This window comes from Pseudomonas sp. Z003-0.4C(8344-21) (assembly GCF_900104975.1).
Classification (GTDB): Bacteria; Pseudomonadota; Gammaproteobacteria; order Pseudomonadales; family Pseudomonadaceae; genus Aquipseudomonas; species Aquipseudomonas granadensis.
The window spans coordinates 1,599,710-1,622,163 of record NZ_LT629756.1 but is presented as its reverse complement, the minus strand read 5'-3'; the positions used below and the strand labels follow the sequence as shown (position 1 = coordinate 1,622,163).

Genomic DNA, 22,454 nt, shown 5'->3' with positions numbered 1-22,454 from the left:
CGCTATCGCGAGCAGGCGAAGGCCTACAGGGGATATCAGTGTTCTGAATGACGGGGTAAAACCTCAGGCGCACTCGCTGGCAACTCCGCGCCGCTGACCTATGCTGAAAGTAATACCGCAGGGTATGTCGTTCAGAGGTCATCGCCATGAACATCAAAACAAAAAGATACGCCGCTATTTTCATCACCTGCGCCGCCACGCTGGCGCTGTACGGCACCGCGGCCTGGCGGGTCGAACAGTTGCGTCAACTGCCGCGCGAGTACGCGAGCTGCAATTACGAGCGCTGCATACCGCACAATGCGACGCTCAATGCATTGCGCTGATGGGTCGGGCTTGAATTGAGCCCCTGCGGGAGCTGGCTTGCCAGCGATTGCAGGCTGACATTCAGCATTGCAGGCGCCTGATCCGCCCCTATCGCTGGCAACCCAGCTCCCACAGGGTCTGGTGATGTTGGCAGGATTACTGCTCGGCCTTCAGCCGATCACGAAACGCTTTCGGGGATATCCCCACTCGGCGCCGGAACAGGCGTGTGAAGTTGGTCGGGTCGGAAAACCCCAACAGCTCCGACATCTCGTAAATGGTCATGCTGGTGTAGGTCAGCAAGCGTTTGGCTTCGAGTAACTGGCGCTCGTGCATGATCTGCAACGCCGGTTGCCCGGCCAGTTCGCGGCAGGTGCCGTTGAGGTGCGAGACGGAAATGCCCAGGCGATGGGCCAGATCCTCGACCTTTACATGCTGGCGATAGGTTTCCTCGACCAACTGAATAAAGCCATTGAGGTATTCGCGCTGACGTTGCGGCCGTTGACTGGCTTTGTGACGCACGATCGCCTGGCGACTGACCCAGACCATGATCACGCTGACCAGCGAATGCATGAGCATTTCCCGCGCGGGTTGATGGCTGTTGTACTCGGCCTGCAAGGCGCTGAACAGACTGTTGAGGTAGTCGCCGTCCGCACCGGCCGGGTAATGCTCGGCGCTGGCCAGCGCGTGCACCGAATCGCCCAGTTGTGCCTGCAAATGGTTAATCAGCGGTGTGGCGAGGGTAACGATGAAGCCCTCGACGTCCTCGGAAAAACGAAAGCCGTGCACCGACAGCGGTGGCAGGACCTGGATCGCCGGGGTTTGCAATTGCGTGCGCTGGCCCTCGATTTCAAGCTCTGCCTGACCTTTGAAAACGAATAGCAACTGGCACAGATCGGCGTGGCGATGGGGTTTGATTTCCCACTCGTGTTCGCGACTGCGTGAGGAAATGGTTTCACAGTGCAGCAAGTCAGGGGTCGGCCAGTCCAGGCTTTCACCGTAGAGCTTGAACACGGGAATCGAAGGCAGCTCAGGCTTGTTCATCACTTCAATCCAGGCCTCGGGGTTGTGGGCGATAATCGCACCGATTGGCAGAATGTACAGGTATCGGCTCAGTTTTCACCTTCAATTGACAGACCCGCAAGGGAAAAATGCAAGCACTCGATCCATAAAAAACCCTCACCGGCGTTTGCCGCGTGACGCTTGCGAGCCATAAAAACAATGAAAACGCTGAAAACCCAAATCGCGATCATCGGCGCCGGCCCGTCCGGTTTGCTCCTCGGCCAGTTGCTGCACAACGCTGGCATCGACACCCTTATTCTCGAACGGCAAACACCCGACTATGTGCTCGGGCGCATCCGCGCCGGCGTGCTTGAGCAAGGCATGGTAGAGCTGTTGCGTCAGGCCGGGGTGAGTCAGCGCATGGACGCCGAAGGACTGGTCCATGGCGGTTTCGAACTGGCCCTCGACGGACGCCAGGTGCACATCGACCTGCACGCTTTGACCGGTGGCAAAACCGTGATGATCTACGGCCAGACCGAAGTTACCCGCGACCTGATGGCCGCTCGTCGGGAGGCAGGCGCGCCGACGATTTATCAGGCGAGCAATGTCGTTCCGCACGGCATGAAAAGCGACGAAGCGTTCGTCACTTTTGAAAAGGATGGCGAAACCTGGCGCGTCGATTGCGACTACATCGCCGGTTGCGACGGTTTCCACGGGGTCGCCCGACAATCGATTCCGGCCGATTGCCTGAAGGTCTTCGAGCGGGTTTATCCGTTCGGCTGGCTGGGCATTCTTGCCGACACCCCGCCGGTACACGACGAGCTGGTTTACGCCCGTCACGAACGTGGTTTTGCCTTGTGCAGCATGCGTTCGCAAACGCGCACACGCTATTACGTGCAGGTACCGGCTGATGACAACGTTGAGGACTGGAGCGACGAGCGCTTCTGGGACGAGTTGAAAAGCCGCTTGCCCAGCGCACTGGCGGAGAAACTGGTGACCGGTCCGTCAATCGAAAAAAGCATCGCGCCGCTGCGCAGTTTTGTTGTCGAGCCGATGCAGTACGGGCGCATGTTTCTCGTCGGCGACGCCGCGCACATCGTCCCGCCTACTGGCGCCAAAGGCTTGAACCTGGCGGCCAGCGATGTCAGCACGCTGTTCAATATTCTGCTGAAGGTTTACCGCGACGGGCGCACCGAATTGCTGGAAAAGTACTCAGAGATCTGCCTGCGCCGCGTATGGAAGGCCGAGCGTTTTTCCTGGTGGATGACTTCGATGCTGCACCGCTTCGACGATCACGACGCGTTCAATCAGCGCATCAGCGCTGCGGAACTGGACTACTTCGTCGACTCTGAAGCCGGACGAAAAACCATCGCAGAAAATTACGTCGGGCTTGCGTACGAGGCTATCGAATAGCTTCCTACCGACTTACACTGGCGAGCATTCCCGCTCGCCATGTCCGTGCGGGTCCATCACTGCCCGCAGGTTTTCCGTGACCACTCTGAACCCGCCAGAAACACCCAAACCGGCCATTCGCAGCGTGCTGGTCGCCTTGATGATGGCGATCTTTCTCGGCGCGCTCGACCAGACCATCGTTGCCGTATCGATGCCGGCCATCTCCGCGCAATTCAAGGACGTCAGCCTGCTGGCCTGGGTGATTTCCGGTTACATGGTGGCGATGACCGTGGCGGTGCCGATCTACGGCAAGCTCGGCGATCTGTACGGGCGGCGCAAACTGATGCTGTTTGGCATGGGTTTGTTCACCCTGGCTTCATTGTTTTGCGGCATGGCGCAGAGCATGGAGCAACTGGTGCTGGCGCGCATTCTTCAGGGCATCGGCGCCGGCGGGATGATTTCGGTGAGTCAGGCGATCATCGGCGACATCGTGCCGCCGCGTGAACGGGGTCGTTATCAGGGCTATTTCAGCAGCATGTATGCAGTGGCGAGTGTTGCCGGGCCGGTGCTCGGCGGCTACATGACCGAATACCTGTCGTGGCGCTGGGTGTTTCTGATCAACCTGCCGCTGGGCCTGGGTGCCTGGTGGGTGGCACGGCGCAACCTGCGCGGTTTGCCGATACCGCAGCGCAAACCGGTGATCGACTACCTCGGTACGGTGCTGATGATCATCGGTCTGACCGCCCTGCTGCTGGGGATCACCGAGGTCGGTCAGGGGCATTCGTGGCGCAGCAGCGAAGTGCTCGGTCTGCTTGCTTGTGCGGTGTTGGTGCTGGCGGCGTTCGTCTGGCATGAACGGCGCGCGCGTGAGCCGTTGCTGCCGATGCACCTGTTCGCCAACCGCAGCGCCCTGCTGTGCTGGTGCACGATTTTTTTCACCAGTTTCCAGGCCATTTCGCTGATCGTACTGATGCCGCTGCGCTTTCAAACTGTCACCGGTGCCGGCGCCGACAGTGCCGCGCTGCACTTGTTGCCGCTGGCGATGGGGCTACCGATCGGCGCGTATTTCGCTGGCCGCCGCACCTCGATCACCGGCCGCTACAAACCGCAGATCCTGACCGGAGCGATATTGATGCCGATCTCGATACTCGGCATGGCGTTCAGCCCACCGGAAGCGACGCTGCTCAGCGGCGTGTTCATGTTGCTCAGCGGCATTGCCGGCGGCATGCAATTCCCGACCTCGCTGGTCGGCACGCAGAATTCGGTCGAACAACGCGACATCGGCGTGGCCACCAGCACCACCAACCTGTTCCGCTCCCTCGGCGGCGCGGTGGGGGTGGCGTTGATGTCGGCGCTGCTGCTGGCGCTGTTGCAACACTCGAGTTTCGCCCACCTGGCAAGCAGTTCACTGCTCAGCGAGGGGCATTCGGGCAATGTCCTGCTCGATGGCCTCAACGCTGCTCCGGGGGATGCGCAGCATGCCTTGCGCGCAGAGCTGTTGGTGACGTTCCGGCATTTGCTGTGGGTGAGTACGGCAGTGTCGTTGCTTGGGCTCGCGGCAGCGATTGCCATGCCGAACAACCTGCTGCGCGGGCGCGAACACGGCGCGAAATAACTGTCACCTGCCAAACCTGTGGGAGCGAGCCTGCTCGCGAAGACGTCGTGTCAGCCGACATCAGATTTAATGACACACCGCTTTCGCGAGCAGGCTCGCTCCCACAAGGGGGGGCGGTGTTTCGGTCAGGGGCTGTAGTAACCCACTGCGACGAGGAAATGCCCGACCTTTTTCAGGTAGGCGTGTTTGTCCTCGACCTTGCCGGTCACCGGGTTTTTCCAGCGGTATTCGTATTCGCCTTCATCCTGCTTGCCGATCAGCGCCAGAATCGGTTCGCCCACCGGTTTGCCTTCCGGGTCCTTGACCTTGGTGAAGTCGGTGTTGATCAGGCGCAGGTTGGTGCCATGCGCCACGTAGCGGCGGGTGTTGAGGTCAACCACGAACACATACAGGTCATCCTGCAGATAACCGCCCTTGAGCGAATTGACCGCGGTCAGCGTGCCCTTTTCGTCCTTGCCGAGGTCCGTCGCGGCTTTATCCAGCAGCGCTTTGGCCTGCTCGGCCGAAGCGCGCGGCAAGTAATAACCCACCGCCAGAATCCGCTGGCCGACGCGCTGATAAAACACGTGCTTGCGCTCGACCTTGCCGTCAGCCCAGTTCTGCCAACGGTACTCGGCCTGCTGGACGCCATTGCCCTCCGGGACTTTCAGGGCGTCCTTGAAGGCTTTTTGCAAATCCGGACCAAGTACTTCGCTGACGTCGCGGCCGATCAATGCCGCTGAAGGCCCGCCGCTGGCCAGCATCACACCCTTGGTATCGACCACAAAGACGTAGCGATCCTTGTCGACGAACTCACCCTGTCGGCTGAACGCGGCGAACGCCTTGTCGCCGTTGTCGTGGTAGTAAGCCAGGGCTTTTTCCAGCAGGGCGACGGCAGCCTGACTGTCATCCTTGCCACCGGTCGCGGCGCTGGCCTGGCTGAGACCGGCCAACAGCATCACGCCAAGCCAGGCCAGTTTATGCAAAAACCCCATAGCGCATCCCTCGTTCTTGTTGGTGTTTCAAGAGCGTAGACGGCCTGGGCTGATGTAGGGATATTCAGAGGGTTTCTGAACGTTACGCGGTGGCTGTGATAAGGCATGCCCCACCACAGCCATCGACTATCAAGGTCGCGCGTTGATCTGCTGTTGCAGGTTCTGGATCTGCGCCTGCAGCGTGTTGAGGTTGCGCGTCATCTGCGCGCGGAAGGCGTCGAACTCAGCGGTGTTGCCGCCACCCTGTGGGGTTGCCGGGCGATTGTCCTGCTCGCTTTTGAGCACGACGATTTCCTGCTCGAGTCGATCGATGGCGGCGCTCGGGTTGCCCTGTTTCTTCAAGGCCACGATATCGGCGCCGAGGCTCTTGAACTGCGCATCGAACGCTTTCAATTCCGCGTCGAGCTTGCTGGTGTCAGCCGGTGTGCTTTTCAGCGTGGTCAGTTCCGTGCTCAAGGTCTTCACCTGCGCCTGCAACTGGCTGTTGGCGTTCTGCAGCTCGCTGGTCTGTGCGGTCATCTGCGCCAGACGCTTGTCCAGATCGCTGGCCTGCCCGGCGACGCCTTGCTGCTGTTTGCTCTGATCGAGCAACTTGCCTTCCAGTTGCTTGATTTGCAGCTTCAGCGCTTCGCTGTCGCTGCTGACGTTGGACTGGCTGGCCACAACCTTGCCGGAAATGTCCTGCAGGCGCCCGGCCGCTTCTTCGCTGATCCGCGCGAAGCTTTCCTGAGTCGCGACCAACTGCTGCTCCATCAACGAGATCTGCTGGAAACTCCACCAGGCCAGACCGATAAAGGCAAAGAACAAGGCGCCGACCAACGCCCACAAAGGACCGGTGCTGGCTGCCTTGACCTTGACCACCGGGGGCGTGCGCGAGTGCACGGAGGTGCGGGCGGTGGTTGGAATGTCATCGTCGTCGAAGGGGTCGGCGCGCAGGCTGGGCACGTTATCGAAATCGTCGTCGTGAGCATCGTTACGCATGGACATTGAGGCAACCTTTGAGAAACGCGGTGATGGCTAAATGCTGCGAAGTATAACCGCCGCAGCCGCAGGCATTGACCCCCATCCGGGTGTGCGGTTCATTGCCAGCCGACCGAATGGTTTCAACGAATGTCCTGAGCCTTCCACCAGGCGCAGAACTCGTCGAGGGCCGACCACAGGCTGACTTTCGGATCGTAGTCCAGATAATGCCGGGCGCGGCTGATGTCGAGGGTGAAATTTTTGTTCATAACTTGCATGCCCAGCCGCGACAGCGTCGGCTCCGGACGCCCCGGCCAGAGTTTGCAGGCGCCTTCGTTAAGCGCGGCAACGCTGTAGGCCAGCGCGTAGGAGCGATACTTGCGCACCTGCGGCACGTCCATGTTGCGCATCACGTAGTTGACCACGTCCCACAGCGGCACTGGCGTGCCGTTGCTGATGTTGTAGGCCTTGCCCAGCGCCGAACCCGCCGCCAGCAAACCGCTGAGCATGGCTTCGTTAAGGTTGTGCACGCTGGTGAAATCGACCTTGTTCAGGCCATTGCCGATGATCGCCAGACGGCCCTTGCGCTGCATGTTGAGCAGGCGTGGAAAGATGCTCATGTCGCCAGCCCCGGTGACGAAACGCGGGCGCAACGCGATGGTTTCCAGGCCGAATTCCTGAGCGCCGAAGACCTTCTGCTCGGCCAGATACTTGGTCGCCGCGTACGGATGCCGAAAGCGCTTCGGCACTTGTTCTTCGGTCAGACCGAGATGGTCGCGGCCATCGAAATAGATCGACGGCGATGACAGGTGCACCAAACGCCGGACCCGCTGCTTGAGGCAGGCCTCAACGACATTTTCGGTGACCTGCACGTTGCCCTGATGGAAATCCTGATAACGCCCCCACACACCGACCGCACCGGCGCAATGGACTACGGCTTCCACATCCGCGCATAGCTCGCGGGCCAGTTCGGCATCAGTCAGATCGCCGGGCACGAACTCGGCGCCACGGCGCACCAGATGCTCGACGCTCTCGGCCCGGCGCCCGTTGACGCGCACCTCCAGGCCCTGCTCCAGGGCGAAACGCGCAAAGCGTCCGCCAATGAAGCCGCTTGCGCCGGTAACCAAAATCTTCATCAAAAACTCCACAGATACAGCTGCAAGCTACAAGCCATTAGCTGCAAGTTAAAACGCTGCGCTTGCCGCTTGCAGCTTGACGCTCGCAGCTGCTTCTAAGCCACTAGCCATTGCGGTGACGAGCGCAGTAATTGCTCGGTGAGCAGGTTGAGCAATTGCCCGCCGTTGCGCCAATGATGCCAGTACAGCGGCACATCGATGGGTTTATCTGGCAACAACTCGCGCAATACGCCGCTGCGCAACTGTTCGCGCACTTGCAACTCCGGCACCAGTCCCCAGCCGATTCCGGCTTCGGCCAGGCGAATGAAACCTTCCGAAGACGGACACAAATGGTGTTCGAAACCACCATCGACGCCCAGCGATGCGAGATAGCGATGCTGCAGAAAATCGTCCGGCCCGAACACCAGTGCCGGCGTGCGCGGCAGTTGTTCGGCGCGCACACCCTGGGGGAAATGCCGTTCGATGAAGGCCGGGCTGGCCAAAGCGCGGTAACGCATCGCCCCGAGCAACACACTGCGCGCGCCGGCCACCGGTCGCTCGCTGGCGCAAAGGCAGGCTGCCACTTCACCGGCGCGCATGCGTTTGAGGCCGACCGTCTGGTCTTCTACGATCAGGTCGAGGAGTAAATGCTGGGCAGCGCAGAAATCCCCCACCGCTTGCCCCCACCAGGTGGCGAGACTGTCGGCGTTGAGCGCGATGCGCAGACGATCCGGCAGCCCCTCTTCGTCCAGCGCCGGGACGACGCTTTGCAGGTCGCGCTCCAGCAAACGCACCTGTTGCACATGGTTGAGCAAGCGTCGGCCGATCTCGGTTGGCGCCGGCGGTGTGCCGCGAATCAGCACCGGCTGGCCGACCCGTGCTTCGAGCAGTTTGATCCGCTGCGAGATCGCCGACTGCGACAAACCCAGTACCTGCGCGGCCCGGTCAAAACCGGCCTGTTCAACCACGGCGGCCAGGGCAGACAGCAATTTATAGTCGAACATCAGTTTTCCTAATGAGCGATCAGCAATATTGGTTTTTCTTATACATCGCTCGACCGGAGAATAGCCAGCAAGCACTCTTTCCCAAGGATCACGTTCATGGCCGGCGAAACTTCACTCACCACTTTATTGCGCAGCATGAGCCCGCAACTCAACGCCGGCGAATACGTGTTCTGCACCCTGTCCGATGGCGTGCTGCCGAGCGATCTTGAGATTGTTGGCAGCTTTCGCGAGCAGGAAGGCCTGACGGTGATCGTGCAGCGTGCCCATGCCGAACAGGCCGGTTTGCACTTCGACTATGTGGCGGCGTGGATCACTCTCAACGTGCACTCCGCGCTGGAAGCGGTCGGTCTCACCGCCGCGTTCGCCACGGCGTTGGGCCAGGCCGGGATCAGTTGCAACGTGATTGCCGGCTACTACCACGACCATTTGTTCGTCGGCCAGGCCGACGCCGAACGCGCCATGCAAGTGCTGCGCGATCTCGCAGCCAACGCGGAGTAAACGTTATGTGGCAAAGCTATGTGAACGGCCTGCTGGTGGCCCTCGGGCTGATCATGGCGATCGGCACCCAGAACGCCTTCGTATTGGCGCAGAGCCTGCGCCGTGAACATCATTTGCCGGTCGCCGCACTGTGCGTGGCGTGCGATGCGCTGCTGGTGGCGGCCGGGGTGTTCGGCCTGGCGACGATTCTTGCGCAGAACCCGACGCTGCTGGCGATCGCCCGTTGGGGCGGCGCGACGTTTCTGATCTGGTATGGCAGCCAGGCGTTGCGTCGGGCCTGTTCGAAGCAAAGCCTGGATCAAGGCGCAAAGCAGACCGTGCGTTCATTGCGCGCGGTGATGCTCAGCGCGCTGGCGGTGACGCTGCTCAATCCACACGTTTATCTGGATACCGTGTTGCTGATCGGCTCGCTCGGCGCCCAACAATCGGTGCCGGGGGCTTATGTGGTCGGCGCGGCAAGCGCTTCGCTGCTGTGGTTTTTCACCCTGGCGCTCGGCGCGGCGTGGCTGGCACCGTGGCTCGCTCGCCCCAGTACCTGGCGGATTCTTGACCTGGTGGTGGCATTGATGATGTTCACGGTGGCCGGGCAGCTGATTATTGCGAACTGATTTATTCCAAACAGCCAAGAGGATGCCGTTGAACCTCTATCCCACACAGTTGTTGCGTGGTTATGCCGCAACCCCGGTGCTATGATCCAGACCCTGCGCCGCAAAGAGTAAAAACTCGCCGGTGCATTTCTGGCCGCCCGTGATCGGCCTTGCGCTCACCGCAACAGACCTGATTAGGAGAATCATCATGGCTTTCGAATTGCCGCCGCTGCCTTACGCACACGATGCCCTGCAGCCGCACATTTCCAAGGAAACCCTGGAATACCACCACGACAAGCACCACAACACCTATGTCGTGAACCTGAACAACCTGGTGCCAGGCACCGAGTTCGAAGGCAAGACCCTGGAAGAAATCGTCAAGACTTCCTCGGGCGGTATCTTCAACAACGCCGCTCAGGTCTGGAACCACACTTTCTACTGGAACTGCCTGGCGCCAAACGCCGGCGGTCAACCAACCGGTGCACTGGCTGAAGCGATCAACGCAGCCTTCGGTTCGTTCGACAAGTTCAAGGAAGAGTTCAGCAAAACCTCGATCGGCACCTTCGGTTCCGGCTGGGGCTGGCTGGTGAAAAAGGCTGACGGTTCCCTGGCGCTGGCCAGCACCATCGGCGCCGGCAACCCGATCACCAGCGGCGACACCCCGCTGCTGACCTGCGACGTCTGGGAACACGCCTACTACATCGACTACCGCAACGTGCGTCCGAAGTACGTAGAAGCGTTCTGGAACCTGGTCAACTGGAAGTTCGTGGCCGAGCAGTTCGAAGGCAAAGCCTTCACTGCTTAAGCTGCACGTCAGACAAGAAACCCGGCTATTGCCGGGTTTTTTTATGCTCGCGGATGGCGTTTTTCTCACGCTGAAAACAGCTTCGTGCCGTTTGTCGGGAGCGCACGGGAAGCTACCATCACAGAGCGCAAAAAATATCATGTGCAGGCTCAAGTTGAGGGCCGCCACTACCGACACAGTTAATTCAGAGCTAATACTCCAATTGGCAGCATTTTGACCAAGGCACGGGTGAATCTCCCTGAGCCCGATTGTCCCTTTGACTGCCACCCCGGGATTGCCAATACTCATGGCAACTTGACGCTACCCGCACGGAACAAGGAATACCCCTTTGAAGCTGGAACTCAAGAACAGCTTGTCGGTAAAGTTGCTCCGGGTCGTGCTCCTGTCGGCATTGATCGTCGGCGTGGTCTTGAGCTGTGCGCAGATCGTCTTCGATGCCTACAAGACCCGTCAGGCGGTGGCCGGCGATGCCGAGCGGATTCTCGACATGTTCCGCGACCCGTCGACTCAGGCTGTCTACAGTCTGGACCGGGAAATGGGCATGCAGGTGATCGAAGGCCTGTTCCAGGACGATGCCGTGCGTCAGGCGTCCATCGGCCATCCCAACGAAGCCATGCTCGCGCAGAAATCCCGCGAGCTGCAGCATTCCAACAGCCGCTGGCTGACCGACCTGATCCTCGGTCAGGAACGTACCTTTACCACCCAACTGGTCGGGCGCGGGCCGTACAGCGAGTATTACGGCGACCTGAGCATTACCCTCGACACCGCCACCTATGGCGAAGGTTTTCTCGTCAGTTCGGTGATCATCTTCATATCCGGGGTCTTGCGGGCGCTGGCCATGGGCCTGGTGCTGTATCTGGTTTATCACTGGCTGCTGACCAAACCGCTGTCGCGGATCATCGAGCACCTCACCGAGATCAACCCGGATCGCCCCAGCGAACACAAGATTCCGCAGCTCAAGGGCCACGAGAAAAACGAGTTGGGCGTATGGATCAACACCGCCAATCAGTTGCTGGAATCGATCGAACGCAACACCCATCTGCGTCACGAAGCGGAAAACAGCCTGCTGCGCATGGCCCAATACGATTTCCTCACTGGCCTGCCGAACCGCCAGCAGTTGCAGCAGCAACTGGACAAGATTCTGGTCGACGCCGGCAAGCTGCAACGCCGCGTCGCGGTATTGTGCGTAGGGCTGGATGATTTCAAAGGCATCAACGAGCAGTTCAGCTACCAGACCGGCGACCAGTTGCTGCTGGCGCTGGCCGACCGTTTGCGCGCCCACAGCGGTCGCCTCGGCGCCCTCGCCCGTCTTGGCGGCGATCAGTTCGCGCTGGTCCAGGCCGATATCGAACAGCCCTACGAAGCGGCGGAACTGGCGCAAAGCATCCTCGACGATCTGGAAGCGCCATTCGCCCTTGATCATCAGGAGATCCGCCTGCGCGCGACCATCGGCATCACTCTGTTTCCGGAGGATGGCGACAGCACCGAGAAGCTGTTGCAGAAAGCCGAGCAGACCATGACCCTGGCCAAGACTCGCTCGCGCAACCGCTACCAGTTCTACATCGCCAGTGTCGACAGCGAGATGCGTCGCCGCCGCGAGCTGGAAAAAGACCTGCGCGATGCGCTGATCCGCGATCAGTTCTACCTCGTCTATCAGCCGCAGATCAGCTATCGCGATCATCGCGTGGTCGGTGTCGAAGCGTTGATTCGCTGGCAGCATCCCGAGCACGGTCTGGTGCCGCCGGACCTGTTCATTCCGCTGGCCGAGCAGAACGGCACGATCATCGCCATCGGCGAATGGGTGCTCGATCAAGCCTGCAAGCAGCTACGCGACTGGCACGATCAGGGTTTTGCCGATCTGCGCATGGCGGTCAATCTGTCGACGGTGCAACTGCACCACGCCGAGCTGCCGCGAGTGGTCAACAACCTGTTGCAGATGTACCGCTTGCCGCCGCGCAGTCTGGAGCTGGAAGTGACCGAAACCGGCCTGATGGAAGACATCAGCACCGCCGCCCAGCATCTACTGAGCCTGCGCCGCTCCGGAGCGTTGATCGCCATTGACGATTTCGGCACCGGTTATTCATCGCTGAGTTATCTGAAAAGCCTGCCGCTGGACAAGATCAAAATCGACAAGAGCTTCGTGCAGGACCTGCTCGATGACGACGACGATGCGACCATCGTTCGCGCGATTATCCAGTTGGGCAAGAGTCTCGGCATGCAGGTGATCGCCGAGGGCGTGGAAACCGCCGAGCAGGAGACCTACATCATTTCCGAAGGCTGCCACGAGGGTCAGGGTTATCACTACAGCAAACCGCTGCCGGCTCGTGAGTTGAGCGCTTATCTCAAGCAGGCGCAACGCAGCAATGCCGCCATTCTATGAAATGCCATGAACGCGGCATCTCTTGCCGATCAGGATCGTGCGCTTGATCCAGCGCACCCATGTTGTAAACAAGAAATATTTCCAGCCACAACCCTTTACACATAATGCGAAAGATTTGCATTATGTCGCAGTTTTGCGCGCCCTCGGCGCCAGTCCACTCAACTACCGAAGCAGGATGTTCGCCATGATTCGTATGCCTCTGGCTACCGCCAGTCTGCTGGCCATCGCTATTTCCCTCGCCGGTTGCGGCGAAGGCAAGGACAAAGAAAAAGCCTCCGAAATGACGCCGGCTTCCAGCAGCGCTGCTCCAGCCCCTGCCGCTACGCCTGCGCCTGCTGCCGGTAAAGTCGACGATGCTGCCGCCAAGGCTGTGGTCGCGCACTACGCCGACATGGTCTTCGCCGTCTACAGCGATGCCGAATCCACCGCGAAAACCTTGCAGAGCGCGATCGACGCGTTCCTCGCCAAGCCGAACGCCGACACCCTGAAAGCCGCCAAGGCTGCCTGGGTCGCCGCCCGTGTTCCGTACCTGCAAAGTGAAGTGTTCCGCTTCGGCAACACCATCATCGATGATTGGGAAGGTCAGGTTAACGCCTGGCCGCTGGACGAAGGTCTGATCGACTACGTCGACAAATCCTACGAGCACGCCTTGGGTAACCCGGGTGCCACCGCCAACATCATCGCCAACACTGAAGTTCAGGTTGGCGAAGACAAGGTCGACGTCAAGGACATCACCGCGGAAAAACTCGCCAGTCTCAACGAGCTGGGCGGTTCCGAGGCGAACGTCGCTACCGGCTACCACGCCATCGAATTCCTGCTGTGGGGCCAGGACCTCAACGGCACCGGCCCGGGCGCTGGCAACCGTCCGGCCTCCGATTACCTGGAAGGCGCCGGCGCCACCGGCGGTCACAACGATCGTCGCCGTGCCTACCTGAAAGCCGTGACCGAGCTGCTGGTCAGCGATCTGGAAGAAATGGTCGGCAACTGGAAGCCAAACGTGGCCGACAACTACCGCGCCACGCTGGAAGCCGAGCCGGGTGAATCCGGTTTGCGCAAAATGTTGTTCGGTATGGGCAGCCTGTCCCTCGGCGAACTGGCCGGCGAGCGCATGAAAGTTTCCCTGGAAGCCAACTCCCCGGAAGACGAGCAGGATTGCTTCAGCGACAACACCCACTACTCGCATTTCTACGATGCCAAAGGCGTGCGTAACGTTTACCTGGGCGAGTACACCCGCGTCGACGGCACCAAGCTGACCGGCGCCAGCCTGTCGTCGCTGGTGGCCAAGGCTGATCCGGCTGCCGACACCGCACTGAAAGCCGATCTGGCCGCAACCGAAGCGAAGATCCAGGTCATGGTCGATCACGCCAACAAGGGCGAGCACTACGACCAGTTGATCGCGGCTGGCAACACCGCGGGCAACCAGATCGTTCGTGACGCGATCGCCGCGCTGGTCAAGCAGACCGGTTCGATCGAAGCCGCTGCCGGCAAACTGGGCATCAGCGACCTGAACCCGGACAACGCCGATCACGAGTTCTGATCAACGCGTGCGCTTCAAAAAAGGCGACCTTCGGGTCGCCTTTTTCATCTCTGCTTTTTGTGGTGATGCTGGTGGCCCCATCGCTGGCAAGCCAGCTCCCACAGGGAAGGGTTGGCGTACACAGATTTTGCAAACACTGCAAAACCTGTGGGAGCTGGCTTGCCAGCGATAGGGGCAGCACGGTCTCAAGTGAAACTCTGCCGCAAATCAAGCAAACGATAATTCCTCTTATTCAAACTCCCCGGCCCTGTTAAACTTTGCGCCTTTGTTTTCGCCCGTCTGCAGGATGTCTGATGCCCTCGCTGCCTCTTCGCTTGTCTGCACTGTTGCTGGCCCTGGGCCTGAGTGCCTGCGATGACGCCCCGCGTTTCACCAAGGCCGAGCCCGGTGAGGCGCGTTCGGGTGGTGCGGCGACAGTGCGCAAGAGCGATCAGAACGCGTTTTCCCTGCCGTCTGCCAATCTCCCACCCTCGCGACGGGTGGATTTCAGCGTCGGCAACAGCTTCTTTCGCAGCCCGTGGGTGATCGCGCCCTCGACCACTACCGCGCGCGACGGCCTCGGCCCGTTGTTCAATACCAACGCTTGCCAAAATTGCCACATCAAGGACGGTCGCGGTCATCCACCGGCGCCGGGCGCAAGCAATGCGGTGTCGATGCTGGTCAGGCTGTCGATTCCCGACTCGCCGCAATTCACCAAAGTCATCGAACAGCTTGGCGTGGTCCCGGAACCGGTCTACGGCGGCCAGTTCCAGGACATGGCCGTGCCCGGCGTTGCGCCGGAGGGCAAGGTGCGCGTCGACTACACACCGGTGCCGGTGCGGTTCGCGGATGGCACGGAGGTCGAGCTGCGCAAACCGGTCCTGCAGATTACGCAACTGGGCTACGGGCCGATGCACCCGGACACGCGGTTTTCCGCGCGGGTGGCACCGCCGATGATTGGCCTGGGTCTGCTTGAAGCGATCCCCGAAGAGGCGATTCTCGCCAACGCTGCCGCACAAGCCAAAGACAACCAGGGCATCAACGGCCGGCCGAACCGGGTCTGGGACGATGTGTTGCAGAAAACCGTCATCGGCCGTTTCGGCTGGAAAGCCGGGCAACCGAACCTCAATCAACAGAATGTGCACGCGTTTTCTGGTGACATGGGCCTGACCACCAGCCTGCGCCCGTTCGATGACTGCTCCGACGCGCAAACCGCCTGCAAGCAGGCACCGAACGGCAACGGCCCGGATGCCGAACCGGAAGTCAGCGACAACATTTTGCGACTGGTGCTGTTCTATAGCCGCAACCTCGCGGTGCCCGCGCGACGCGGCGTCAATGATGCCGAGGTGCTGGCGGGCAAGAATCTGTTTTTCCAGGCGGGTTGCCAGTCGTGCCATACACCGAAATACACCACTGCCGCCAACGCCGCCGAACCGGAACTGGCCAATCAGGTGATTCGCCCGTACAGCGATCTGCTGTTGCACGACATGGGCGACGGTCTGGCGGACAATCGCAGCGAATTCCAGGCCACCGGCCGCGACTGGCGCACCCCGCCATTGTGGGGGATCGGCCTGACGCAAGCGGTCAGCGGCCACACGCAATTTTTGCATGACGGCCGCGCGCGCAATCTGCTTGAAGCCGTGCTCTGGCATGGCGGCGAAGCGCAAGCCGCGCAGCAGCAGGTTTTGTCTTTCAATGCCGAGCAGCGCGCTGCGTTGCTGGCATTTTTGAACTCACTTTAAATACTGAAAAAAGAATCGGGAGCCCGACATGTTCCGTCCCAAGCTACTGTTCACCAGCCTTGCCGCGCTCGCCCTCGGCGCCTGCTCGCCGCAGGACCCGCAAGCGGTCACGTCGGCGGCCATCGCCAAGTCGGTGATTCTGCCGACCTATACCCGCTGGGTCGAAGCCGATAAACAACTGGCGGTCAGCGCCCTCGCCTACTGCCAGGGCAAGGAAACCCTGGAGACCGCGCGCGCCGATTTCCTTCATGCGCAAAAGGCCTGGGCCGAACTGCAACCGTTACTGATCGGCCCACTGGCCGAGGGCAATCGTTCGTGGCAGGTGCAGTTCTGGCCGGACAAGAAGAACCTTGTTGGCCGTCAGGTCGAGCAGTTGGTCGTAGCGCAGCCGCAGATCGACGCCGCCGCACTGGCCAAGTCGAGCGTGGTGGTTCAGGGCTTGTCGGCTTATGAATACATCCTCTTCGATGCCAAGCCTGATGTCGCCAATGCCGAGCAGAAAGCCAAATACTGCCCGCTGCTGATCGCCATCGGCGAACGCCAGAAACAACTGGCCGAAGAGATTCTGCAGGGTTGGAACAACACCGACGGCATGCTCGCGCAGATGAGCAAATTCCCGAATCAGCGTTATGCCGACTCCCACGAAGCGATCGCCGATCTGCTGCGTGTGCAGGTCACCGCACTGGACACCCTGAAGAAAAAGCTCGGCACGCCGATGGGCCGCCAGAGCAAGGGCGTGCCACAGCCGTTCCAGGCTGATGCATGGCGCAGCCAGTCATCGATGACCGCACTGGAAGCCAGCCTTGCAGCGGCCAAAACCGTCTGGGAAGGCGTCGACAACAAAGGCCTGCGCGGTCTGTTGCCAGCCGAGCAGAAGCCGTTGGCCGACAAGATCGACGCCGCCTACGCCGCCTCGCTGAAACTGTTCGACAGCACCCAGCGCTCGCTCGGCGAAATGCTCGAAGACGACGCCGGTCGCCAGCAACTGAACGACATTTACGACAGCCTCAACGTCGTCCATCGCCTGCACGAAGGCGAACTGGCCAAGGCGCTGGGCATTCAACTGGGCTTCAACGCCAACGACGGTGACTGATGAGGGCAAGTGCCATGCTGCGACGCCAGGCTCTGACTTTAGGTAGTGTGCTGCTGGGAGCAGTGACGCTGGGCGGCTGGACGCTGTTCAAACGCAAGGATCAGAGCCCGCTGCTGTTGTCGGCGCGCGACGACACCGACGGCAAGCATTACGCCGTCGGTTATCGGCTCGACGGTACGCGGGTGTTCGCCACGCAGGTCGGCCAGCGCTGCCACGACATCATCAACCACCCGACGCAGCCGATCGCGCTGTTTGTGGCCCGGCGTCCGGGCACTGAGAGTTATCTGATCGACCTGCGCGACGGGACCTTGCTGCAAACCGTGACCTCGCAGCCGAACCGGCATTTCTACGGGCATGCCGTGGTGCACAAGGATGGCGAGTATTTGTACGCCACCGAGAACGACACTTCCGATCCGGGCCGTGGTTTGCTCGGCGTGTATAGATTCGAAGGCGAACGGCTGGTGCACAGCGGTGAGATTTCCACCCACGGCCTCGGTCCGCACCAGGTGTCGTGGATGCCCGACGGCGAAACCCTGGTGGTGGCCAACGGCGGGATTCGAACCGAGGCGGAAAGCCGCGTCGACATGAACCTCAACGCCATGGAACCGAGCCTGGTGCTGATGCAGCGCGACGGTACGCTGCTGAGCAAGGAAACCCTCGCCCAGCAGATGAACAGCGTGCGTCACCTGGGCATCGCCAGTGACGGCACCATCGTCGCCGGTCAGCAGTTCATGGGCGCCTCTCATGAGCGCTCGGAGCTGTTGGCGATCAAGCGTCCGGGGCAACCCTTCGTGGCATTCCCGGTGCCGGAACACCAGCTGCAAGCGATGGGGCATTACACCGCCAGCGTCGCGGTGCACAGCGAGTTACGGCTGGTCGCGCTGACCGCGCCGCGGGGCAACCGTTTTTTCATCTGGGATCTGGACAGCGGCGAAGTGCGCCTCGACGCGCCGTTGCCCGATTGCGCCGGGGTCGGTGCGGTGCAGGACGGTTTTGTCGTGACCTCAGGTCAAGGCCGTTGCCGTTATTACGATTGCCGTCAGGCGCAGTTGCTGGCAAAGCCGCTGGATCTGCCCGCAGGGCTCTGGGACAACCATCTGCATCTGATGGCATAAGCCGCGCGCGGCAGCGGCTGACAGCATCTCGAGGGCGAGCGTCATTTCATGGCCCTCGCCTTTTCATCGCCTGTAATAACTGCCAGTTGGAATACCCCTTGTACTCGGAGTAATGTGCCCGCCTGTCTCACCTGATTTATCCAAGGAACTGGAAATATGCTGCGTCGCCGCATGCTGATCATGTTGGGTGTTGTGTTGCTGATCGTCCTGGTGCTGGGCGGGTACAAAGCCTTTTCGATCTACACGATGATCCAGGGTTTTTCCAAACCGAAACCGCCGATCAGCGTCGCCGTGGCCAGGGCCAGTGAACAGCCATGGCAGATGCGCCTGCCGACAGTCGGCACGCTCAAGGCGCTGCAAGGTGTCGAACTGAGCCTGGAAGTCGCCGGCACGGTGACCGAACTCAAGTTCGAATCGGGGCAGAAGGTCAAGGCCGGGCAGCCGCTGCTGCAACTCGACAGCGCCGTCGAAACCGCGCTGCTGGAAACCGCCAGGGCCGACCTCGGCCTGGCACAACTGGATTTCGGCCGCGGCAGCCAACTGGTCGACAGCCGCGCCATCTCCAAAGGCGAGTACGACCGCCTCTCCGCTGTGCTGCAAAAGAACAAGGCCACGGTCAATCAGCTCAACGCGTCGCTGGCGAAAAAACGCATTCTCGCGCCGTTCAGCGGCACCATCGGCATCCGTCAGGTCGACGTCGGCGATTACCTCGCCAGCGGCACCAGAATCGCCACGCTGCAGGATTTGAGCAGCCTCTACGCCGACTTCTACCTGCCTGAACAATCGGTGCCGAAACTGGCCATCGGTCAACCGGTCCAGATCGCCGTCGCCGCTTATCCGAAACAGAACTTCGCTGGCAAGATCAGCGCGATCAACCCGATCGTCGAAAGCAGCACGCGCAACATTCTGGTCCGCGCGACCCTGGCCAATCCCGATGGCAAACTGCTGCCGGGCATGTTCGCCAGTCTCGAAGTGCTGCTGCCGGAGCCGCAGAAACACATCGTGGTGCCGGAGAGCGCGATCACCTACACCCTCTACGGCAACTCGGTGTACGTGGTCGGGCAGAAGAAAGCCAAGGACGGCAGCGTCGAAAAAGACGACAAGGGCCAACCGGTGCTGATCGCCGAACGCCGTTTCATCGAAACCGGTGAGCGCCGCGATGGCCTGGTGATGATCAACAAGGGCGTGCAGAGCGGCGAGCAAGTGGTGACGGCCGGCCAGATCAAACTGGACAACGGTGCACACATCGCCATCAGCGACGACAAGACCCTCGGCGAGCAGAACAGTCCGCCCCGCGCCGACTGATCAAGGAATCCCCATGGCTTTTACCGACCCGTTCATCCGTCGCCCGGTGCTCGCCACCGTGGTCAGCCTGTTGATTGTGCTGCTCGGCTTTCAGGCCTGGAGCAAGTTGCCGCTGCGCCAGTACCCGCAAATGGAAAACGCGCTGATCACGGTGACCACCGCCTATCCCGGGGCCAATGCCGAAACCATTCAGGGCTACATCACCCAGCCGATGCAGCAAAGTCTGGCGAGTGCCGAGGGCATCGACTACATGACCTCGGTCAGCCGGCAGAACTTCTCGGTGATTTCGATCTATGCGCGAATCGGCGCCAACACCGATCGCCTGTTCACCGAACTGCTGGCCAAGGCCAACGAGGTAAAAAACAAGCTGCCGCAGGACGCCGAAGATCCGGTGCTGAGCAAGGAATCCGCCGACGCCTCGGCCCTGATGTACATCAGTTTCTTCAGCGAGGACCTGAGCAACCCGCAGATCACCGATTACCTGTCACGGGTGATCCAGCCAAAACTGGCGACCCTGCCGGGCATGGCCGAAGCAGAGATTCTCGGCAATCAGGTGTTTGCCATGCGCCTGTGGCTCGACCCGGTGAAACTCGCCGGTTTCGGTCTCAGCGCCGCCGATGTGACCAACGCGGTTCGCCAGTACAACTTTCTCTCCGCCGCCGGCGAAGTGAAAGGCGAGTACACCGTTACCAGCATCAACGCCAACACCGAGCTGAAGTCTGCCGAAGCCTTTGCCGCGATTCCGCTCAAGGTCGATGGCGACAGCCGCGTATTGCTCAGCGATGTCGCACGGGTGGAGATGGGCGCGGAAAACTACGACTCGATCAGCTCGTTCGGCGGCACGCCATCGGTGTACATCGGCATCAAGGCGACACCGGGGGCCAACCCGCTGGACGTGATCAAGGAAGTGCGCAAGCTGATGCCGGAGCTGGAAGCGCAGTTGCCGCCGAACCTGAAAAGCGAAATCGCCTACGACGCCACGTTGTTCATCCAGGCTTCGATCGACGAAGTGGTGAAAACCCTGTTCGAAGCGGTGCTGATCGTCATCGTCGTGGTGTTCCTTTTCCTCGGTGCGCTGCGCTCGGTGGTGATCCCGGTGGTGACCATTCCGTTGTCGATGATCGGCGTGATGTTCTTCATGCAGATGATGGGCTACTCGATGAACCTGCTGACGCTGCTGGCAATGGTCCTCGCCATCGGCCTGGTGGTCGACGATGCGATTGTCGTGGTGGAAAACATCCATCGTCACATCGAGGAAGGCAAGACACCGTTCGACGCCGCGCTGGAAGGCGCCCGCGAAATCGCCATGCCGGTGGTGTCGATGACGATCACCCTGGCGGCGGTGTATGCGCCGATCGGTTTTCTCACCGGCCTGACCGGCGCGCTGTTCAAGGAGTTCGCCCTGACTCTGGCCGGCGCGGTGGTGATTTCCGGCGTCGTGGCCCTGACCCTGTCACCGATGATGTGCGCGTTCCTGCTGCGGCATGACCAGAACCCCAGTGGCCTGGCTCATCGTCTGGACCGGATCTTCGACAGCCTCAAACGCCGCTATCAGAGCATGCTGCATGGCACGCTCAATACACGGCCGGTGGTGCTGGTGTTTGCGCTGATCGTGCTGTGCCTGATTCCGCTGTTCCTCAAGTTCACCAAGTCGGAACTGGCGCCGGACGAAGACCAGGGCATCATTTTCATGATGGCCAGTGCGCCGCAGCCGACCAACCTTGATTACCTGAGCACCTACACCGACGAATTCATCACGATCTTCAAGGAATTCCCCGAGTACTACTCCTCGTTCCAGATCAACGGCTACAACGGTGTGCAGGCGGGGATTGGCGGCTTCCTGCTGAAACCGTGGAACGAGCGCAGCCGCACGCAGATGGAAATCCTGCCGCAAGTGCAAGGCAAACTCGAAAGCATTCCGGGCTTGCAGATCTTTGGCTTCAACCTGCCCTCCCTGCCCGGCACCGGCGAAGGCTTGCCGTTCGAATTCGTGATCAACACGGCCAACGATTACGAACTGCTGCTGCAAGTCGCCGACCGAATCAAGAAACGTGCGATGGAGTCGGGCAAGTTTGCCTTCGTCGACCTTGATCTGGCGTTTGACAAACCGGAAGTGGTGGTCGATATCGATCGCGCCAAGGCCGCGCAGATGGGCGTGTCCATGCAGGACCTCGGCGGCACCCTGGCGACATTGTTGGGCGAGGCCGAGATCAACCGTTTCACCATTGAGGGACGCAGCTACAAGGTGATCGCGCAGGTCGAACGCGCCTACCGCGACAACCCGGACTGGCTGAACAACTACTACGTGAAGAACACCCAGGGCGAACTGTTGCCGTTGTCGACGTTGATCAAGGTCAGCGACCGTGCGCGACCGCGTCAGCTCAACCAGTTCCAGCAACTCAACGCGGCGAAGATTTCCGGTTTCCCGCTGGTGAGCATGGGTGAAGCCATCGACACGGTGTTGCAGATCGCTCGCGAGGAAGCACCCGCTGGCTTTGCTTTTGACTATGGCGGCGCCTCCCGCCAGTTCGTCCAGGAAGGCAGCGCCTTGTGGGTCACCTTCGCCCTGGCGCTGGCGATCATCTTTCTGGTGCTGGCGGCACAGTTCGAAAGCTTCCGCGATCCGCTGGTGATTCTGGTGACGGTGCCGTTATCGATCTGCGGGGCGCTGATTCCGCTGTTTCTCGGCTGGTCGAGCATGAACATCTACACCCAGGTCGGGCTGGTGACGCTGATCGGCCTGATCAGCAAGCACGGGATCCTGATCGTCGAGTTCGCCAACCAGTTGCGCAAGGACAAAGGCCTGACCGCGCGTGAAGCGGTTGAAGAAGCCGCGGCGATTCGCTTGCGCCCGGTGCTGATGACCACGGCGGCGATGGTGTTCGGCATGGTGCCGCTGATTCTCGCGACGGGCGCGGGGGCGGTCAGCCGCTTTGATATCGGCATGGTGATTGCCACGGGCATGTCCATCGGCACGCTGTTCACGCTGTTCGTGTTGCCGTGCGTTTATACCCTGCTGGCGAAACCCGATCCCAAACCCACCACTTAGCC

18 protein-coding genes are annotated in these 22,454 nt (G+C 60.8%); 13 read left to right on the top strand and 5 right to left on the bottom strand.

The window, feature by feature from the left end; translation table 11 throughout:
• Positions 1 to 146 precede the first annotated feature (146 nt).
• The gene (locus BLU24_RS27750; protein ID WP_016773438.1) at positions 147 to 323 is read left to right on the top strand and encodes a hypothetical protein; all 177 of its coding nucleotides are present in this window, start codon (positions 147 to 149) and stop codon (positions 321 to 323) included.
• Positions 324 to 459: 136 nt separating this feature from the next.
• Here the strand turns inward: BLU24_RS27750 and BLU24_RS07560 are convergent, their stop codons facing one another.
• On the bottom strand, positions 460 to 1,344 hold the full coding sequence (locus BLU24_RS07560; protein WP_090285771.1) for a helix-turn-helix domain-containing protein: 885 nt from the start codon (positions 1,342 to 1,344) through the stop codon (positions 460 to 462).
• 186 nt (positions 1,345 to 1,530) lie between these two features.
• On the opposite strand from BLU24_RS07560, the gene pobA reads away from it, so the two are divergent.
• The gene (pobA, locus tag BLU24_RS07555) at positions 1,531 to 2,715 is read left to right on the top strand and encodes a 4-hydroxybenzoate 3-monooxygenase (RefSeq protein ID WP_172833321.1); all 1,185 of its coding nucleotides are present in this window, start codon (positions 1,531 to 1,533) and stop codon (positions 2,713 to 2,715) included.
• Positions 2,716 to 2,791: 76 nt separating this feature from the next.
• Positions 2,792 to 4,309 carry an MDR family MFS transporter gene (locus BLU24_RS07550; RefSeq protein WP_093098842.1) on the top strand — a complete coding sequence of 506 codons (1,518 nt, stop codon included), beginning with the start codon at positions 2,792 to 2,794 and terminating at the stop codon, positions 4,307 to 4,309.
• Positions 4,310 to 4,434: 125 nt separating this feature from the next.
• On the opposite strand, the gene BLU24_RS07545 is transcribed toward BLU24_RS07550, so the two are convergent.
• From BLU24_RS07545 to BLU24_RS07530, 4 genes are all read right to left on the bottom strand, one after another.
• Positions 4,435 to 5,283: a cache domain-containing protein gene (locus tag BLU24_RS07545; protein ID WP_093098839.1), complete on the bottom strand. Its 849-nt coding sequence runs from the start codon at positions 5,281 to 5,283 to the stop codon at positions 4,435 to 4,437.
• A gap of 129 nt (positions 5,284 to 5,412) precedes the next feature.
• Entirely contained in the window at positions 5,413 to 6,270 is an 858-nt protein-coding gene (locus BLU24_RS07540) for an ATPase (protein WP_093098836.1), read from the bottom strand.
• A gap of 116 nt (positions 6,271 to 6,386) precedes the next feature.
• Positions 6,387 to 7,379, bottom strand: coding sequence for an NAD-dependent epimerase/dehydratase family protein (locus tag BLU24_RS07535; RefSeq protein WP_093098833.1), 993 nt, complete (start codon positions 7,377 to 7,379; stop codon positions 6,387 to 6,389).
• Between the two features lie 95 nt (positions 7,380 to 7,474).
• Positions 7,475 to 8,362 (bottom strand): LysR family transcriptional regulator ArgP, encoded by an 888-nt coding sequence (locus tag BLU24_RS07530; protein WP_093098830.1) that lies wholly within the window; start codon positions 8,360 to 8,362, stop codon positions 7,475 to 7,477.
• A gap of 96 nt (positions 8,363 to 8,458) precedes the next feature.
• Between BLU24_RS07530 and BLU24_RS07525 the strand changes: the two genes are divergently transcribed.
• The 10 genes from BLU24_RS07525 (at position 8,459) to BLU24_RS07480 (ending at position 22,452) form a co-directional block, all read left to right on the top strand.
• On the top strand, positions 8,459 to 8,860 hold the full coding sequence (locus BLU24_RS07525) for an ACT domain-containing protein (protein WP_093098827.1): 402 nt from the start codon (positions 8,459 to 8,461) through the stop codon (positions 8,858 to 8,860).
• 5 nt (positions 8,861 to 8,865) lie between these two features.
• Positions 8,866 to 9,468 carry a LysE/ArgO family amino acid transporter gene (locus BLU24_RS07520; RefSeq protein WP_093098825.1) on the top strand — a complete coding sequence of 201 codons (603 nt, stop codon included), beginning with the start codon at positions 8,866 to 8,868 and terminating at the stop codon, positions 9,466 to 9,468.
• Between the two features lie 187 nt (positions 9,469 to 9,655).
• Positions 9,656 to 10,252, top strand: coding sequence for a superoxide dismutase (locus tag BLU24_RS07515; protein ID WP_093098823.1), 597 nt, complete (start codon positions 9,656 to 9,658; stop codon positions 10,250 to 10,252).
• A 328-nt stretch (positions 10,253 to 10,580) separates the two neighbouring features.
• Complete coding sequence (locus BLU24_RS07510; protein ID WP_090285796.1) at positions 10,581 to 12,632, top strand: putative bifunctional diguanylate cyclase/phosphodiesterase; 2,052 nt, start codon at positions 10,581 to 10,583, stop codon at positions 12,630 to 12,632.
• A 184-nt stretch (positions 12,633 to 12,816) separates the two neighbouring features.
• Positions 12,817 to 14,169 (top strand): imelysin family protein, encoded by a 1,353-nt coding sequence (locus tag BLU24_RS07505; protein ID WP_090285797.1) that lies wholly within the window; start codon positions 12,817 to 12,819, stop codon positions 14,167 to 14,169.
• Between the two features lie 293 nt (positions 14,170 to 14,462).
• Positions 14,463 to 15,890, top strand: a complete 1,428-nt coding sequence (locus BLU24_RS07500; RefSeq protein ID WP_093098821.1) for a di-heme oxidoreductase family protein — start codon at positions 14,463 to 14,465, stop codon at positions 15,888 to 15,890.
• Between the two features lie 28 nt (positions 15,891 to 15,918).
• Positions 15,919 to 16,983, top strand: a complete 1,065-nt coding sequence (locus BLU24_RS07495) for an imelysin family protein (protein WP_093098819.1) — start codon at positions 15,919 to 15,921, stop codon at positions 16,981 to 16,983.
• 14 nt (positions 16,984 to 16,997) lie between these two features.
• Positions 16,998 to 18,098, top strand: coding sequence for a DUF1513 domain-containing protein (locus BLU24_RS07490; RefSeq protein WP_093098816.1), 1,101 nt, complete (start codon positions 16,998 to 17,000; stop codon positions 18,096 to 18,098).
• A 156-nt stretch (positions 18,099 to 18,254) separates the two neighbouring features.
• Complete coding sequence (locus BLU24_RS07485; RefSeq protein ID WP_093098814.1) at positions 18,255 to 19,403, top strand: efflux RND transporter periplasmic adaptor subunit; 1,149 nt, start codon at positions 18,255 to 18,257, stop codon at positions 19,401 to 19,403.
• A 13-nt stretch (positions 19,404 to 19,416) separates the two neighbouring features.
• The gene (locus BLU24_RS07480) at positions 19,417 to 22,452 is read left to right on the top strand and encodes a multidrug efflux RND transporter permease subunit (protein WP_093098811.1); all 3,036 of its coding nucleotides are present in this window, start codon (positions 19,417 to 19,419) and stop codon (positions 22,450 to 22,452) included.
• Positions 22,453 to 22,454 lie beyond the last annotated feature (2 nt).